12 protein-coding genes and 1 pseudogene are annotated in these 14,739 nt (G+C 64.0%); 1 reads left to right on the top strand and 12 read right to left on the bottom strand.

Going from position 1 to position 14,739, the window contains the following annotated elements:
• Positions 1-214 (bottom strand): annotated as a pseudogene (locus CAG33_RS17810) (type VI secretion system tip protein VgrG); the annotation flags it as partial.
• Between the two features lie 366 nt (positions 215-580).
• Between CAG33_RS17810 and CAG33_RS17805 the strand changes: the two are divergent.
• On the top strand, positions 581-1,882 hold the full coding sequence (locus CAG33_RS17805) for an OprD family porin (protein ID WP_085583285.1): 1,302 nt from the start codon (positions 581-583) through the stop codon (positions 1,880-1,882).
• Positions 1,883-1,941: 59 nt separating this feature from the next.
• Here the strand turns inward: CAG33_RS17805 and CAG33_RS17800 are convergent, their stop codons facing one another.
• From CAG33_RS17800 to CAG33_RS17750, 11 genes are all read right to left on the bottom strand, one after another.
• Complete coding sequence (locus CAG33_RS17800) at positions 1,942-2,562, bottom strand: hypothetical protein (protein ID WP_085639762.1); 621 nt, start codon at positions 2,560-2,562, stop codon at positions 1,942-1,944.
• 44 nt (positions 2,563-2,606) lie between these two features.
• Positions 2,607-3,545: a carbohydrate kinase gene (locus tag CAG33_RS17795; protein ID WP_085639759.1), complete on the bottom strand. Its 939-nt coding sequence runs from the start codon at positions 3,543-3,545 to the stop codon at positions 2,607-2,609.
• 13 nt (positions 3,546-3,558) lie between these two features.
• Positions 3,559-5,055 carry a xylulokinase gene (gene xylB, locus CAG33_RS17790; protein WP_085639756.1) on the bottom strand — a complete coding sequence of 499 codons (1,497 nt, stop codon included), beginning with the start codon at positions 5,053-5,055 and terminating at the stop codon, positions 3,559-3,561.
• Positions 5,056-5,353: 298 nt separating this feature from the next.
• A complete protein-coding gene (locus tag CAG33_RS17785) occupies positions 5,354-6,826 on the bottom strand; it encodes a mannitol dehydrogenase family protein (protein ID WP_085639753.1) in 1,473 nt (490 codons plus the stop codon).
• Between the two features lie 16 nt (positions 6,827-6,842).
• A complete protein-coding gene (locus tag CAG33_RS17780) occupies positions 6,843-7,946 on the bottom strand; it encodes an ABC transporter ATP-binding protein (RefSeq protein ID WP_085583274.1) in 1,104 nt (367 codons plus the stop codon).
• 56 nt (positions 7,947-8,002) lie between these two features.
• Positions 8,003-8,833 (bottom strand): carbohydrate ABC transporter permease, encoded by an 831-nt coding sequence (locus CAG33_RS17775; RefSeq protein ID WP_085583272.1) that lies wholly within the window; start codon positions 8,831-8,833, stop codon positions 8,003-8,005.
• 8 nt (positions 8,834-8,841) lie between these two features.
• Entirely contained in the window at positions 8,842-9,768 is a 927-nt protein-coding gene (locus CAG33_RS17770) for a carbohydrate ABC transporter permease (RefSeq protein ID WP_085583270.1), read from the bottom strand.
• A 123-nt stretch (positions 9,769-9,891) separates the two neighbouring features.
• The gene (locus CAG33_RS17765) at positions 9,892-11,202 is read right to left on the bottom strand and encodes a sugar ABC transporter substrate-binding protein (RefSeq protein ID WP_085583268.1); all 1,311 of its coding nucleotides are present in this window, start codon (positions 11,200-11,202) and stop codon (positions 9,892-9,894) included.
• Between the two features lie 194 nt (positions 11,203-11,396).
• Positions 11,397-12,302: an AraC family transcriptional regulator gene (locus CAG33_RS17760; protein WP_085583266.1), complete on the bottom strand. Its 906-nt coding sequence runs from the start codon at positions 12,300-12,302 to the stop codon at positions 11,397-11,399.
• Positions 12,303-12,344: 42 nt separating this feature from the next.
• Positions 12,345-13,238 (bottom strand): phosphatidylinositol-specific phospholipase C domain-containing protein, encoded by an 894-nt coding sequence (locus CAG33_RS17755; RefSeq protein WP_085639750.1) that lies wholly within the window; start codon positions 13,236-13,238, stop codon positions 12,345-12,347.
• A 119-nt stretch (positions 13,239-13,357) separates the two neighbouring features.
• Positions 13,358-14,665: a glycosyltransferase gene (locus tag CAG33_RS17750; protein WP_085639747.1), complete on the bottom strand. Its 1,308-nt coding sequence runs from the start codon at positions 14,663-14,665 to the stop codon at positions 13,358-13,360.
• Between the last annotated feature and the right edge of the window lie 74 nt (positions 14,666-14,739).

Below are 14,739 nucleotides of genomic sequence, written 5' to 3'. Positions count from 1 at the left end.
CGTGGATCTTGCCCTCGCCGGTGGCGCCGAAGGTGAGGACGCCGGGCTTGTGCAGCAGCTCTTCGAGGGCGAGGTCGGGGCGGGCGCTGACCAGTTCGAGATCGAAGCGGAACGGTTGGTTGAGGGCTTCGCGGCCGGTGAAGCTGAGCACCTGGAAGTCCGCGTTGGCGCCTTCGAGGGTGAGGGTGATGTGCGTAGCGTTGGCGTCCAGCATGCCTTCAATTCCGTCCTTTGGATAAGCAGGGTACAGATGGTGCAGGATTCGCCGACCTCGTACAACCCGAAAGTGCTGCAGGCAATCCCTGTGCACGGTCTAGGGAAAACCCTGAGAGAGGCTGTTTCGCCCAATGGATCCGGGGATTTGCTGAAGGGGCCACGCCGAGCCGGACCACTGCGGCCGTTTGTGGGTGGCCGGTCGGTTTCAGACTAAAGTCGCCTGTGGCACGTCAAAGCCATCTGCCATCATTGCCGCACACCCCTGCGTGTCCACTGCCTCCCGGCGCTTCGTTGCCTCGGGACGGGAGCTATTTTTCTGGCAAATTGCGCCGTCGCGCAAACGCTGTACTGTTGGAGCTTTTTCATGCGTCCCCCATTTCCCCTCATCACTGCCCGCCAGTCCTTCGGCTTCGGCGCCCTGGCGCTGTGCGCAGGTTTTTCCGCACAGGCCCAGGCCGCCGGGTTCTTCGAAGACACCACGGCGAAGATCGAATCGCGCACGGTGTACTTCAACCGCGATTTCCGTGATGGGCACACCGCCAACGATCAGGGCGCATCCAAGCGCGAAGAGTCGGCCCAGGGCTTCATCCTCAACCTGCAATCGGGCTACACCGAAGGCACCGTCGGCTTCGGCCTCGACGCGTTGGGCATGGTCGGCTTCGCGCTCGACACCAGCCCCGACCGCAGCAACAGCGGCTTGCTGCCGTCCAGCGGCGAAAACCCGCGGGGGTCGAAGGATCAGTACGCGAAAATGGGCCTGACCGCCAAGGTGAAGGTCTCGGATACCGTGCTGAAATACGGCGCATTGCTGCCGGATCTGCCGCTGCTCAAGTACAACGACGGCCGCCTGCTGCCGACCATGTTCAACGGCGCGATGCTCACCTCCAAAGAGGTGAAGGACCTGACCTTCATGGCCGCACGCCTGGACAAGTACACCGCCCGGGACTCCACCGATTCCCAGGACATCCGCGTGCACTGCAAGAACAAGCGCTATGCGTGCAACGTCACCGCCGATCATTTCGACATGTACGGCCTGGACTACAAGATCAACGACCGCCTGACCGCGCAGTATCACTACGCCGAGCTGGAAGACATCTACCGCCAGCATTTCGTGGGGCTGTTGGCCAACCAGCCGCTGGGTGACGGCGTGCTGAAGGCCGATCTGCGCGTGCTCAAGAGCGCCGACAGCGGTGACGCGAAAGCCGGTTCCATCGACAACCGCGCGTTGAGCGGCATGCTGTCCTACGGCATCAGCGGTCACACCTTCAGCGCCGGTTGGCAGCGCATGAACGGCGACAATTCGATGCCGTACCTCGACGGCAGCAACCCGTACCTGGTCAACTACGTGCAGGTCAACGACTTCGCCGCCGCCCAGGAGCGTTCCTGGCAATTGCGCTACGACTACGACTTCAAGGCCATCGGCATCAACGGCCTGAGCTTCCTGACCCGTTACGTCAACGGCGACCACATCAAGGTGCCGGGCAGCGATCAGGAAGGCAAAGAGTGGGAACGCGACAGCGAGCTCAAGTACGTGATCCAGACCGGCATGTTCAAGGACGTCAGCCTGCGTCTGCGCAATGCGACGTACCGCACCAACTACGAGAAGTTCGCCCGGGACGTGGACGAGACCCGGTTGATCGTGAGCTACAACTTTTCGGTGTTGTAAAACCGTTCAGGCCAATGACCATCGCGAGTTCGCTCGCGATGGTTTTTTATTGCCTGCGATCAGAGCCAATGCCAGAACCGGCTCCAGAACCCGCGATTCAAATCGTCCTTGCACGCCGCGTATTGCTGGCCGTACATGTCCGAGCGGTTCTGCACCTTGCGCGCCACCGGCGGCAGCCACGCCTTGCCGGCATACGTCTTCTGGCGAAAACCGCCCCAGCCTTCGTGGTAATTGAGGTACTGGTTGTAGGCGTCGTACTTGTACACGCCGTTGACCGACGTGGTCTTGTCCATGTACCAGCCGACGAAGTCGATGGCATCGTCGAAGTCTTCACGGTCGGCGCCATGGCGGCCGGTGCTTTTCTGGTAATCGGACCAGACCTCGTCCTTGGCCTGCGCATAACCCGATGCCGTTGTGACGCGGCCCCACGGGATCACCCACAACAGGTATTTGCGCGGGGTCTTGGCGTCGTAGCGATAGCCGGACTCCTGATACATGATCGCGAACGGCACCTGGATCGGCACGCCCCAACGCTTCTGCGTGACTTGGGCGGCGTCGTACCAATCGCTTTTCTCGCGGAAGATCTCGCAGAGGTTGTCCGGCGAACGCGGCGGCGATGTTCCGCAACCGGTCAGCAGTGCCGCCAATACCAAAAGTCCAGCCGTGCGCCCCGAATTCAAAAGCCGTCATCCCGTCGTGAAAAAAAGGGCGCCAGTCTACGCGGTCAGGTCAACTGATGGCGATAAGGCAAATCTGGACCGGTCTTGCTGCACGTCAGGGCGGCTGCCTGTACGGCAAACCTGAGCATGGCGTCGATCTGGTCGCGTTGCAGGTGCCGTACGCCGTCCACCGAATCCAGTTCATGTTCGGTCAGCCAGGTGATCAACGCGGCCTGGAAGGTATCGCCTGCGCCGACGGTATCGGCGATCTGCACCGGACTCGCCGGCACCGACCATGAACCGTGGGCACGGCTGAACACCGTCGCGCCTTCACCGCCCCGGGTGAGGAACACCACCTGGCAACGGTGCGTGAGCCAGCCTTCGATCACCTGCTGCGGATCCTGCTCCGGATAGAGCAGGCGCAGATCCTCGTCGCTGACCTTGATCAGGTCGGCGTACTGCATCAGCGTCGCGATCCGCTCGCGCCACAGGTCGATGTTCGGCTCGGGATTGAGGCGCACGTTGGGGTCGAGGGTGATCAGGCGTCGGCCGCTTTCGCGCTGCACCAGCGCGAGCAGGGTGTCGGCCACCGGCTGCACCACCAGCGAGAACGAGCCGATGTGCAGCCCGCGCACTTGGGGGCCGAGCGTCGGCAGGTGGGCCAGGCTCAGTTGCCGGTCCGCGCAGCCTTCGCCACGGAAGCTGTAATGCGGCGAGCCATTGGCGCCCACCGCGACCATGGCCAGTGTGGTCGGCGCGGCGAAATCCACCAGATAATCCGGGCGTACGCCTTCGTCCTGCAGCACCTGCCGCAAGCGCCTGCCGAGGTAGTCGGTGGACAGCCCGGCGAACAGCGCCGAGTCCACGCCGAGGCGGCGCAAGCCCACCGCCACGTTGAACGGCGAGCCACCGGCAATCGCCTTGAAATTGACTTTCGATGCCTGCCCGCCGGCATCGTCTTCGCTGAAGAAATCGAACAGCGCTTCGCCACACACCAGGTACATAGTTGTTTGCTCTCTATAAGGTTGCGACATGCTGTCGATAGCGTTCATAGGCCTGTTGGAACGCCGCGACGTTGGCGGCGACCGGTAGGGTTTCACTGTTTGGGTCGAAGGTCACGCAGCGCTCGCACAAGTCCGCCAGCGACTGCTCGCGGCCGTTGCTCCACGAGGCGCACCACGCCGCCTGGATCGCTGCGCCCAGGGCGGCGGCTTCGCTGTGTTCGGGGCAGATCACCGGGGTGTCCATGATGTCGGCGACGACCTGCCGCCACACGGCGCTGTTCGATCCGCCGCCGATCAGGCAAATGCTGCGGCTTTGTAAACCATTGCGGCGCAGCAGATCCAGTCCGTAGCGCAAACCGAAGGTGGTGCCTTCGACGACGGCCCGGCACAGGTTGGCCGGCGTCAGGTTGTCCAGGGTCAGGCCGTGCAGGCTGCCGGTGGCGTGGGGCAGGGCGGGCACGCGCTCGCCGTTGAAGAACGGCAGCAGGCTCACGCCGTCCGCGCCGATGGGGGCCTGGGCCACGAGGGCGTTGAACCGTTCGAGGTCGAGGCCGAGCAGTTCACGGATGGCGCCGGTGGCGTTGGTCAGGTTCATGGTGCAGATCAGCGGCAGCCAACCGCCGCTGGAGGAGCAGAACGTGGCGACCGAAGCGTCCGGGCTGACCTGCGGCTGGTCGGCGTAGGCGCAGACCGTGCCGGAGGAGCCGAGGCTCATGGTGATCGTCCCGGGCCGGATGTTGCCGGTGCCGATGGCGCCCATCATGTTGTCGCCGCCGCCGCTGGACACGAGGGCGTTGGGGTTGATGCCCAGATGCTCGGCGATTGCCGGCAGGAGCGTGCCGACCGGTTGATGGGCGTCGATCAGTTCCGGCAGCGCCGCTTGCAGGCGACCGCTGGGGTCGATGTCGCGCAGCAGTTGCAGGTCCCATTGCCGGGTGCGCACGTTGAAGTAGCCGGTGCCGGACGCGTCGCCGTACTCGCTGCAGGCGCGGCCGGTGAGCCAGAAGTTGAGGTAGTCGTGGGGCAGCAGGATCCGGGCGATGCGTGAGAACACGGCCGGGTGCTGCTCGCAGGTCCACAACAGTTTCGACACGGTGTAGCCCGGCGCGATGACGAGACCCAGGCGTTCCAGCGAACCCTGTTCGCCGCCCAGGTGGGCGAGCAGGCGGTCGTTTTCCGCCGTGGTTTCGGTGTCGCACCACAGCTTGGCCGGGCGCAGCGGCTGGCCGGTGTCGTCCAGCAACACCAGGCCGTGCTGTTGGCCGGAGACGCCGATGCCGAGGATCGCCTGGCCGTCCACGCCGGCCGCCCGCAACGCCTGGCGGGTGGCTTGGGCGAAGGCGTCCAGCCATTGGCCGGTGTCTTGCTCGCGGCGGCCGTTGGCGCCGCTGATCATTGTGTGTCCGGTGGCGCCCTGGCCCAGCACGGCGCCGCTGGCGGCGTCGAGGATGAGGGCCTTGGTGCCCTGGGTGCCGCAGTCGATGCCGAGGAAAAGTTGCGGGTGGGTCACGGAAAGATCCTCAGGGTGTGGGAGCCGTTGTGTTGATCATGCCCTGCGGTGCCTGGGCTGACGCCATCGCTGGCAAGTCGAATCGTCGCACCGCAGCTCCCACAGGGATTTGCTGCGAATGCAGAGTCAGCGTTCACTTCAGAATGGTGCGGGAGCAACTGCGCGCTACTTGGGCCGAAGCTTTCGCCAGCAGGCTGGCTCCCACAGGGATCTTAGGTGAATGCAGATGCTATGGTCGCCGCAGAACACTGTGGGAGCGGGCTTGCCCGCGATGACGTCAGTCGCCGCACCGCAAGACTCAACCCAACACCCGCTCCAGCGTCCGCGAAACCCCCACCTCCCGCAAGCTGTCGCAGCACCACTGGAACGCCGCCACGAACTCAGGCGATTGGGCGACCGCCGGGCCGAAGATCTCCTCCACGCCCAACAGCCGTTCGGCGATCAACCGGTCATCGGCCACCAGCGCCTGGCAGAACGCCGCCCGGGGATCGGGTATCGAGTAGGTCCGGCCTTGCTCGTCCACCCCTTTGAGGTACATCGCCCACGCCGCCACCACCAGCGCCGCCCGTTGGGTCTCCCGGCCGTCGGCGATCAAGCGGTTGAGGGTCGGCACGGTGAACTTGGGCAGCTTCGACGAGCCGTCCGAACACACCCGCTCCAGTTGGTCGGCAATCGCCCGGTTGGAGAACCGCGCCACCAGCGTGTCCTTGTATTCGCCCAGGTCGATGCCCGGCACCGGCGCCAGTTGCGGGGTGACGTCCAGGTCCATGTAGGCGCGCATGTAGCGCACGAACAACGGATCGGCCATGGTCTCGTGCACGAAGCGGTAGCCCTTGAGGAACCCCAGGTAGGTCAGGGCCAGGTGACTGCCGTTGAGCAGCTTGATCTTCATTTCTTCATAGGGCGTGACGTCGTCGGTGAACTGCACGCCGACCTGTTCCCAGGCCGGGCGGCCGTTGACGAACTTGTCCTCCAGCACCCATTGCACGAAGGGCTCGCAGACCACCGGCCAGGCGTCGTCCACCGCGTGCTTGTCCGCCAGTTGCAGACGGTGCGCGGTGCTGGTCATGGGCGTGATGCGATCGACCATGGCGTTGGGGAAGCTGACGTGAGCGGCGATCCAGTCGTGCAGCCCTGCGTCATGCAGCGCCGCATAGGCCAGCAACGCCTTGCGGGTGACCGCGCCGTTGTGCGGCAGGTTATCGCAGGACATCACGGTGAACGCCGCCGTACCCGCCGCGCGCCGCCGGGCCAGCGCCGCGCAGAGGAAGCCGAACACGGTCGTCGGCTGTTCCGGATTCGCCAGGTCGTGCTGGATCGAAGGCAGGTGCGCCATGAACTCGCCGGTGCTGTCGTCGATGCAATAGCCGCCTTCGGTGATGGTCAGCGAGACGATGCGGATCTGCGGATCGGCCAGTCGGGCGATCAGGGCTTGCGCGCCATCTTCGGCCAGGAGCATGTCGCGGATCGCGCCGATGACGCGCACCTGCGTGTCGTCGCCGTCGCCGAGTTCGAACAGGGTGAACAGGTAGTCCTGCTCCTTGAGGTCATCGCGGGCGCGGCGGTCTTCGGCGCGCAGGCCGATGCCGCAGATGGCCCAGTCCAGCGCTTGCCCGGCGTTCATCAGCGCATCGGTGTAATACGCCTGATGGGCGCGGTGGAAGCCGCCGACGCCGATGTGGGCGATGCCCTGGCGCAGGTCGCCGAGGCCGTAGGCCGGCACGTTCACGTCGGCGGCGAGGCGGTTGAGGTTCTGGCGGTTGAGTTTCATCGGATCGGTCTCGCAGTCAGGCGGCCGCGCGCAGGGCGCGGGTGAGCGCCACGCCGTCGGCGTCGAACAGGTGGCAGTGGCTGGCGTTAAGGTGCAGGTTCAGGGTCTCGCCGTAACGGCTGGCCAGGTCGCCGCGCACCCGCAGGGTGAGGGGTTCGCCGCAGGCCGTGCGGACATGGCAATAGGTGTCGCTGCCCAGGCGTTCGCTGACGTCGGCGGTGACGGTCAGGGTGCAGTCGCCGGGCTGGGCCAGCTCCAGGTGCTCGGGGCGGATGCCCAGGGTCACGGCGCCGCCCACGCTCAGGTTGGCGGCATCGAGCGGCAGGCTGATGCGGGTGCCGGCGTCCAGCGAGACTTCGCAGCCCTGCGCATCGATGCGCGCCACCGTGCCCTTGAGGAAACCCATCTTCGGTGTGCCGAGGAAACCGGCGACGAACAGGTTGACCGGATGGTGGTACAGGTCCAGCGGCGAGCCGACCTGTTCGATCCTGCCGCCGTTGAGCACCACGACCTTGTCGGCCATGGTCATGGCTTCGACCTGATCGTGGGTCACGTAGATCATCGTGGCCTTCAGGTCCTTGTGCAGGCGCAGCAGCTCCAGGCGCATCTGCACGCGCAGGGCGGCGTCGAGGTTGGACAGCGGCTCGTCGAACAGGAAGATCTTCGGGTTGCGCACGATGGCCCGGCCGATGGCCACACGCTGGCGCTGGCCGCCGGAGAGTTGCTTGGGCTTGCGCTCCAGCATCGGCCCCAGTTCGAGGATGCGCGCCGCCTCGGCGACTTTCTTCTCGACTTCGGCCTTCGGCACGCCGGCCAGGTCCAGGGCGAACGACATGTTCTTGCGCACGCTCATGTGCGGGTACAGGGCGTAGGTTTGGAACACCATCGCCAGGTCACGCTTGGCCGGGCTGACTTCGGTGATGTCGCGCCCGTCCAGTTCGAGGGTGCCGCCGCTGACTTCTTCAAGGCCGGCGATCAGCCGCAGCAGGGTGGACTTGCCGCAGCCCGACGGGCCGACGAACACCACGAACTCGCGGTCGTTCACTTCAAGGTCGATGCCCTTGATGATGGAAAAGCCTTCGAAGCCTTTTTGCAGATTCTTGATTTTCAGGTTGGCCATGAGGATGGGCCTCCGCTATGTCTTGGCTTTTGTGTGGAAGTGGGTAGGGGCCGGATTCATTTCACGGCGCCGAACGACAGGCCGCGCACCAACTGCTTCTGGCTGATCCAGCCGAAGATCAGGATCGGCGCGCAGGCCAGGGTCGAGACCGCCGACAACTTGGCCCAGAACAGCCCTTCGGGGCTGGAATAGGAGGCGATCAGCGCGGTCAGCGGCGCGGCTTTCGAGGAGGTCAGGTTCAGCGACCAGAACGCTTCGTTCCAGCACAGGATCAGCGACAGCAGCACGGTGGAGGCCAGGCCGCCCTTGGCGATGGGCAGCAGCACGCGGAGCATTTCCTGGGGCAGGGTGGCGCCGTCCAGGCGCGCGGCTTCGAGGATGTCCCGGGGGATGTCCTTGAAGTAGGTGTAAACCATCCAGATCACGATCGGCAGGTTGATCAGGGTGTAGATGGCGATCAGCGCGATCCGCGTGTCGAGCAGGCCGAAGCTCTTGGCCAGCAGGTAGACCGGCATCAGCACGCCCACCGGCGGCAGCATCTTGGTGGAGAGCATCCACAGCAGCGTGCCCTTGGTGCGCTGGGTCTCGTAGAACGCCATGGAGTAGGCCGCCGGCACCGCGATCAGCAGGCACAGGGCGGTGGCGCTGAACGAGATCACCACAGAGTTCCAGGCGAAGCTGAAGTAGTCGCTGCGCTCGTTGATGTGCAGGTAGTTCTCCAGGGTCGGGCTGAAGAGGAACTGCGGCGGCGTGGCGAACGCGTCGATTTCGGTCTTGAAGCTGGTCAGCGCCATCCAGAGGATCGGGAAGAAAATCACGATGGCGATGGCCCAGGCCAGGGTGCCGAGCAGCAGGCTTTGCAGGCGACGGGACTGTTGTAGGGTCATGGCGGGCCTCAGGCGTTGTCGGTCAGGTTTTTGCCGATCATCCGCACCAGGACGATCGCGGCGATGTTGGCGATGACCACGGCGATCAGGCCGCCCGCCGAGGCCATGCCGACGTCGAACTGCACCAGCGCCTGGTTGTAGATCAGGTAGGCGAGGTTGGTCGAGGCGTAGCCGGGGCCGCCGTTGGTGGTGGTGAAGATCTCGGCGAACACCGACAGCAGGAAAATGGTCTCGATCATCACCACCACCGCGATCGGCCGCGCCAGGTGCGGCAGGGTCAGGTGCCAGAAGATCGCGACGGGGCCGGCGCCGTCCAGGCGGGCGGCTTCCTTCTGTTCCTGGTCCAGGGACTGCATGGCGGTCATCAGGATCAGGATCGCGAAGGGCAGCCATTGCCACGAGACAATGATGATGATCGACAGCAGCGGGTAGTGGGCCAGCCAATCCACCGGCTGCGCGCCGAACAGCTTCCAGATGTAAGCGAGGATCCCGGACACCGGGTGGAAGATCAGGTTCTTCCAGATTAGTGCGCCGACCGTGGGCATGATGAAGAACGGCGAGATCAGCAGCACCCGCACCAGGCCCCGGCCGAAGAACTCGCTGGCCTCCAGCAGGGCGCTGATCAGCACGCCGAACACCACGCTGATCAGCAGCACGCTGCCCACCAGCAACAGCGTGTTGGCGGCGCCCGGCATGAAGCCCGAATCGGTCAGGAAGTAGGTGAAGTTCTCCAGCCCCGTGAATTCGTTTTCACCGGGGTAGAGCAGGTTGTAGCGGATCATCGAAAAGTACAGGGTCATGCCCAGCGGCACGATCATCCACAGCAGCAACAGGGCCACCGACGGGCTGACGAGGAACCAGCCGGGGTTGGCCACCCGCGGTTTGCGCGTGGGGCGGGACAGCTCGAGATGGGCTTTGGCGGTTGAAGTATTCATGGCATCGGGAACCGAGTCATACAGACCTATGGAGAATCTTGTGGGAGCCGGCCTGCCGGCGATGGCGTCAGTCCGCCGGGCAAGACAGTTGCTCCCACAGGAGGCAGAAACGGGTGGCGCGGGCTATTTGGGATACCCGGCGCGCTTCATTTCGCGTTCGGTGGTTTGCTGGGCGGCGGCCAGCGCCTGGTCGACCGTGCTCTGGCCGATCAGCGCCGCCGAGAACAGCTTGCCGACCTGGGTGCCCACGGCCTGGAACTCAGGGATGGTCACCAACTGGATGCCGATGTACGGCACCGGCTTGAGGGTCGGCTTGCCGGGATCGGCGGCCTTGAGCGACTCCAGCGTGACCTTGGCGAACGGCGCGGCGCTCATGTAGGCGTCGCTGTAGGTGGAGGCGCGGGTGCCCGGCGGCACGTTGGCGATCCCGTCCTTCTCGGCGACCAGCGCGCCGTACTCCTTGGAGGTGGCCCAGGCGCTGAAGGCCTTGGCCGCGTCCTTGGCCTTGGAACTGGTCGGGATCGCCAGCGCCCAGGAATACAGCCACGCCGAACCCTTGTCGGTGACCTGGTGCGGCGCAAACGTGAAGCCGACGTGGTCGGCGACCTTGCTCTGGGACTTGTCGGTGACGAACGAGCCGGCGACGCTGGCGTCGACCCAGATCGCGCATTTGCCGCTGTTGAAGAGTGCCAGGTTCTCGTTGAAGCCGTTGCTGGAGGCCCCCGGCGGGCCGGATTTCTTCATGGTGTCGACGTAGAAGTTCAGCGCGTTCTTCCATTCCGGGCCGCTGAATTCGGGCTTCCACTGCTCATCGAACCAGCGCGCGCCGTAGGCGTTGGCGACGGTGGTGATCAACGCGATGTTCTCGCCCCAGCCGGCCTTGCCCCGCAGGCACAGGCCGTACTGCTCCTTGTCCGGGTGGTTGAGCTTGCCGGCGAACTCGGCGATCTGCTCCCAGGTCGGGCGTTCGGGCATGGTCAGGCCGGCGTCCTTGAACAGGTCGGTGCGGTAGTAGGTCATCGAGCTTTCGGCGTAGAACGGCAAGGCGTACAGCGAACCCTTGACCGACAGCCCCTCGCGCACCGACGGGAACACATCGTCGAGGGCGTAGCTGGCCGGCAGGTCCTTCATCGGCTCCAGCCAGCCCTTGGCCCCCCAGAGTGCGGCTTCGTACATGCCGATGGTCAACACGTCGAACTGGCCACCCTGAGTGGCGATGTCGGTGGTCAGGCGTTGGCGCAGGACGTTTTCCTCCAGCACCACCCAATTGAGCTTGATGTCCGGGTGCTCGGCCTCGAAGGTTTTCGACAGCCGCTGCATGCGGATCATGTCGCTGTTGTTGACGGTGGCGATGGTGAGGGTCTGGGCGCCGAGGCTGACGCCGCTCAGGGTCAGGCAGGTGAGGGCCAGCAGGGCTTTTGCGGTGGGTTGCATCGTGCACTCCTTTTCTGCGTCCGGCGGACGGCAGAAGGACGGTTATTGTTTTTGTGTCTTCCGAAGGCAGGAAGAATGTGCACTGATTACAACCTTCAAACGCAGGGCAGACAAATCATCCCTAGCACTCTGACCGATACTTTTTTGCACTGGCGGTTGAGGCCGGGATGCGCCAAAGATTGAACCTGCGGGAATCAGCCCAGGTTCTGCTCGGTCAGGCGCTGCACCACCAGCCGGCGGTAGTGCGAAGGCGTCATGCCCTTGAGCTGCTGGAAGCGCCGGTTGAAGTTGGAGATGTTGTTGAAGCCCGACTCGAAGCACACCTCGGTCACCGGTTTGTCTCCGTCGGCCAGCAGTTCGCAGGACTTGCTGATCCGCAGCCGGTTGACGAACTCGATGAAGTTGCGCCCCGTGGCCTGCTTGAACACCCGGCTGAAGTAGGTCGGCTTGAGGCCCAGATGGTCGGCGACTTCCTCCAGCGTCAGTTCCCGGGCGTAGTGGGCGAAGATGTAGTCCACGGCGCGGTTGGTGCGGTCGATGTTGTGCTCGTCCGCCAGTTGCGGGGTGGTGGCGCCGGACAGCAGCTGGTAGTCGTCGCAGGTCGCCAGCAGCTCCATCAAGATGAAGAAATGGCCGAGGCGGGTGGTGCCGCGGCTGTCGGCGATCTTCTGCATCAGCGGCATGGCCTGGCGGATCGTGTGCGGGCAGCGGAACTCGATGCCGTACTGCGCCCGTTCCAGCAACGGGGTGAGGCTCTTGAGTTCGGCGAACACCTGAAAGCCGCTTTCGAACAGCTCGTCGGTGAAGTTGACCAGCATGTCGCGCTTCTCAACCACCTCGTCCTCGGCGACCTGGCTGATCCAGTTGTGCGGCAGGTTGGGTCCGGTGAGGAACAGGGTCTGGGGGTGGAAGTTGCCGATGTAGTCGCCGATGAACACCTTGCCCGAACTGGCGACGATCAGGTGCAGCTCGTATTCCTTGTGAAAGTGCCAGCGCACCAGCGGACACGGGAACCCGTGCTGGCGGTAGATGATGGACAACCCGTTGTGGTCATCCATCAGCTCATAGGAAGGGTCGGTCACGCGAGCGGTTCGGGTCATGGCTGGACGCCTTTGTGGTCATTGCCCGCGGATCATGCCCCGTCAGACAGCGGTTGCGCCAGCGCGCTCGCGCGCAAACTGCCGCTGGCGCTGGTCGGCCTTGATCAGGTTCATCGTCCGGCAATAGTCGACGATCCTCGTTTCCTCGATGAAATCGACATTGATGATGTTGCACTGCCGGGCCCAGTCGCTGGTGTCCGGGTCGAACCATTCGTTGAGCTTGTCATGGATGTCCACCGGCCCGCCCAGCGCGCTGTAGCTGGTGGCGGACAAGGACCAGGGGCGCCAGTTGCCGGGCGGATTGCGCAGCACGTTGGTGATGTGCTGATACAGTTCCTGGGTGTTGGTGGTGCCGCTTCCGCTCCATTCGTGGCGGATTTCATCAATGAACACGGAATGGTCGATGTCCGGATGCCGGCGGACCGCGGCCAGCACGCGTTGTTTGTCGCTGAGGCGTTTCAGGGTGCCCAGGCTGAGGTTGGCGTTAGTGGCCGGAATCAACCGATGACCCAGCAACTGGATCATCATCTTGTTGAAGTACGCATAGTCGAAGCTGTCGCCATCGGTCTTGTGAAAGTCCAGGATGACGAACTCATCCGGGTTTTCGTTCAGAAAGTTTTTGACGTCAGTGATCAGGTCGCCGAGCCGGCGAGAGTTGGGGAAGCCATTGTGGTGGATTCGGAACCGCTCAAGGCCCGACTCCTTGCTGTCGGCCATCAGGCGAATGTCCAGCACCCGCGCGCCGTTGTGCAGTTGCCGGTAGAACCTGTCGTGCTGGCACGCCAGCCAGTGGGCGGGCGGGCCGAAGAATGGGTAGGAAGCCCTCCAGTCACTGCCGGCATTGTGGGTGCCGGGCAGCGAAAGTTCATTGAGCGACAGAATGTCGAGGCGGGGGGTGGCCGCCATCCAGGCGTTGTTTGTGTAGGGGGTGCTCATGAAGCGACTCCTGCAATTCATGGTTTGATGAATGCGCCGATTTGTCTTTCGGCGCTTGCAGGGATTTATAAGTTGGTTGGGGAGGCATGCCAATTGAGTTGTTGATTCAAGTTGTTGGCTTATTGTTCGGCATGTAACTTGTTGCGGTTCTTTTCTTCGATCCATTGCGCCATGTACTGGGTGCTCTTCAATGTGTGATGGCGCAACATGCCGCCAATGAAATTGTGACTTCTTAGTTTTGCCAGGTTTTGCCGGCATTGAGCGATCTTCTCGATCAGTGCGGCCGCATGCGTCGAGCGCCGGTAATGTTCCGCCAGTAGCGTGTTGCCGTGTGCCTGAGCGTTCTGCCAGCGTGACTCATCCGAATAGAGTTGCACCGCCTGCTCGGCAAGATCCTCAGCGGTGCAGGCAATGGCGCCGGGCCAGGGACGTTCGCCATGCATGGCCTCGGCGCCGATCGGGGTCGTCACGCTCGGCGTGCCGCAAAGCATGGCGTCCACCAGTTTGCCCTTGATGCCGGCGCCGAAGCGCAGCGGCGCCAGGCAGACCCGGGCGGCGGACATGACCTGCAAGGCATCCTCGGCCCAGTTCATGACATGAAAGCCCTGCGCCGCATTGTGCAGCGCGGTCGCTTTCGGCGGGGTGTAGGCCCCGTAGACATGCAGTTGAGCGCTCGGCAACCGGGCGCGGATGAGCGGCCAGAGCGTGTTTTTCATCCAGAGCACCGCATCCCAGTTCGGTGCGTGGCGAAAGTTGCCGATGCTCAGGAAGTGCGCCCGCTCGCCGAACGGTCTTGCCGGTTCGGCGGGTGCGTCCACCATCAACGGGCACCAGTGCAGCGCCTCCCGCGGCAGGTGGAACTGTTCCACCAGCAACTCGATCTCAACCTCGGACACCATCAGGTTCAGATCGCAGCGGTACAGCGCGGCGATCTCACGGCGGGCCAGATCGGTATCGGCCATCCGTTCGAACTCCTCGCGCAGGGCTGGCGCGAACAGTCCGGTGAAATCGTTGGCGTCGTCGCTGGCCTTCAAACGCTCCTTGAGGCGCTGATGGCGGGCGTGACGCAGGCTTTGCAGGTCGGAGGTCTCCAGCATCCGCAGAGCGTCCGGGCACTGCTTCTCGACGCGCCAGCCGAACTGCTCCTCCATCATGAACTGGTCGAACAGGACAATGTCCGGCGCCAGTTCACGGACGAACGTATCGAAGCTTTCGCTGTTGAGTTCGATCGGCACCTCGCGGATGCCCATGGCCGTGAGGTCCGCCTTGTGTTCGCCGGGGCCGGCGGGGCTGGCGAAGGTGATGTCCCAGCCTTCTTGCAGGAATGCCTCGAGGATCTGCATGACATGCCCGCTGGCCGCCGAGGAACGGGGTTCGGGCCAGACATAGCCTATGACCAGAACCTGAGTGGTGCGGGATTGATGCATGGACGGGCATTCCTTGAGGCAGGTGGGTGCGAATAAGCGCGTCATTAAACCACAGCCGACTCTGGATGGATCCC

The sequence above is a fragment of the Pseudomonas sp. B3(2017) genome, from assembly GCF_002113595.1.
Classification (GTDB): domain Bacteria; phylum Pseudomonadota; class Gammaproteobacteria; order Pseudomonadales; family Pseudomonadaceae; genus Aquipseudomonas; species Aquipseudomonas ekonensis.
Note: the sequence above shows the minus strand (reverse complement) of the source record. Positions and strands in the feature narration are given on the sequence as shown.

Excerpts from the sequence above, each read along its gene's own strand:
- CAG33_RS17750 (WP_085639747.1), bottom strand. The coding sequence starts at position 14,665 with ATGCATCAATCCCGCACCACTCAGGTTCTGGTCATAGGCTATGTCTGG.
- CAG33_RS17775 (WP_085583272.1), bottom strand. The coding sequence starts at position 8,833 with ATGACCCTACAACAGTCCCGTCGCCTGCAAAGCCTGCTGCTCGGCACC.
- CAG33_RS17765 (WP_085583268.1), bottom strand. The coding sequence starts at position 11,202 with ATGCAACCCACCGCAAAAGCCCTGCTGGCCCTCACCTGCCTGACCCTG.
- CAG33_RS17785 (WP_085639753.1), bottom strand. The coding sequence starts at position 6,826 with ATGAAACTCAACCGCCAGAACCTCAACCGCCTCGCCGCCGACGTGAAC.
- CAG33_RS17760 (WP_085583266.1), bottom strand. The coding sequence starts at position 12,302 with ATGACCCGAACCGCTCGCGTGACCGACCCTTCCTATGAGCTGATGGAT.
- CAG33_RS17805 (WP_085583285.1), top strand. The coding sequence starts at position 581 with ATGCGTCCCCCATTTCCCCTCATCACTGCCCGCCAGTCCTTCGGCTTC.
- CAG33_RS17770 (WP_085583270.1), bottom strand. The coding sequence starts at position 9,768 with ATGAATACTTCAACCGCCAAAGCCCATCTCGAGCTGTCCCGCCCCACG.
- CAG33_RS17755 (WP_085639750.1), bottom strand. The coding sequence starts at position 13,238 with ATGAGCACCCCCTACACAAACAACGCCTGGATGGCGGCCACCCCCCGC.
- CAG33_RS17795 (WP_085639759.1), bottom strand. The coding sequence starts at position 3,545 with ATGTACCTGGTGTGTGGCGAAGCGCTGTTCGATTTCTTCAGCGAAGAC.
- CAG33_RS17780 (WP_085583274.1), bottom strand. The coding sequence starts at position 7,946 with ATGGCCAACCTGAAAATCAAGAATCTGCAAAAAGGCTTCGAAGGCTTT.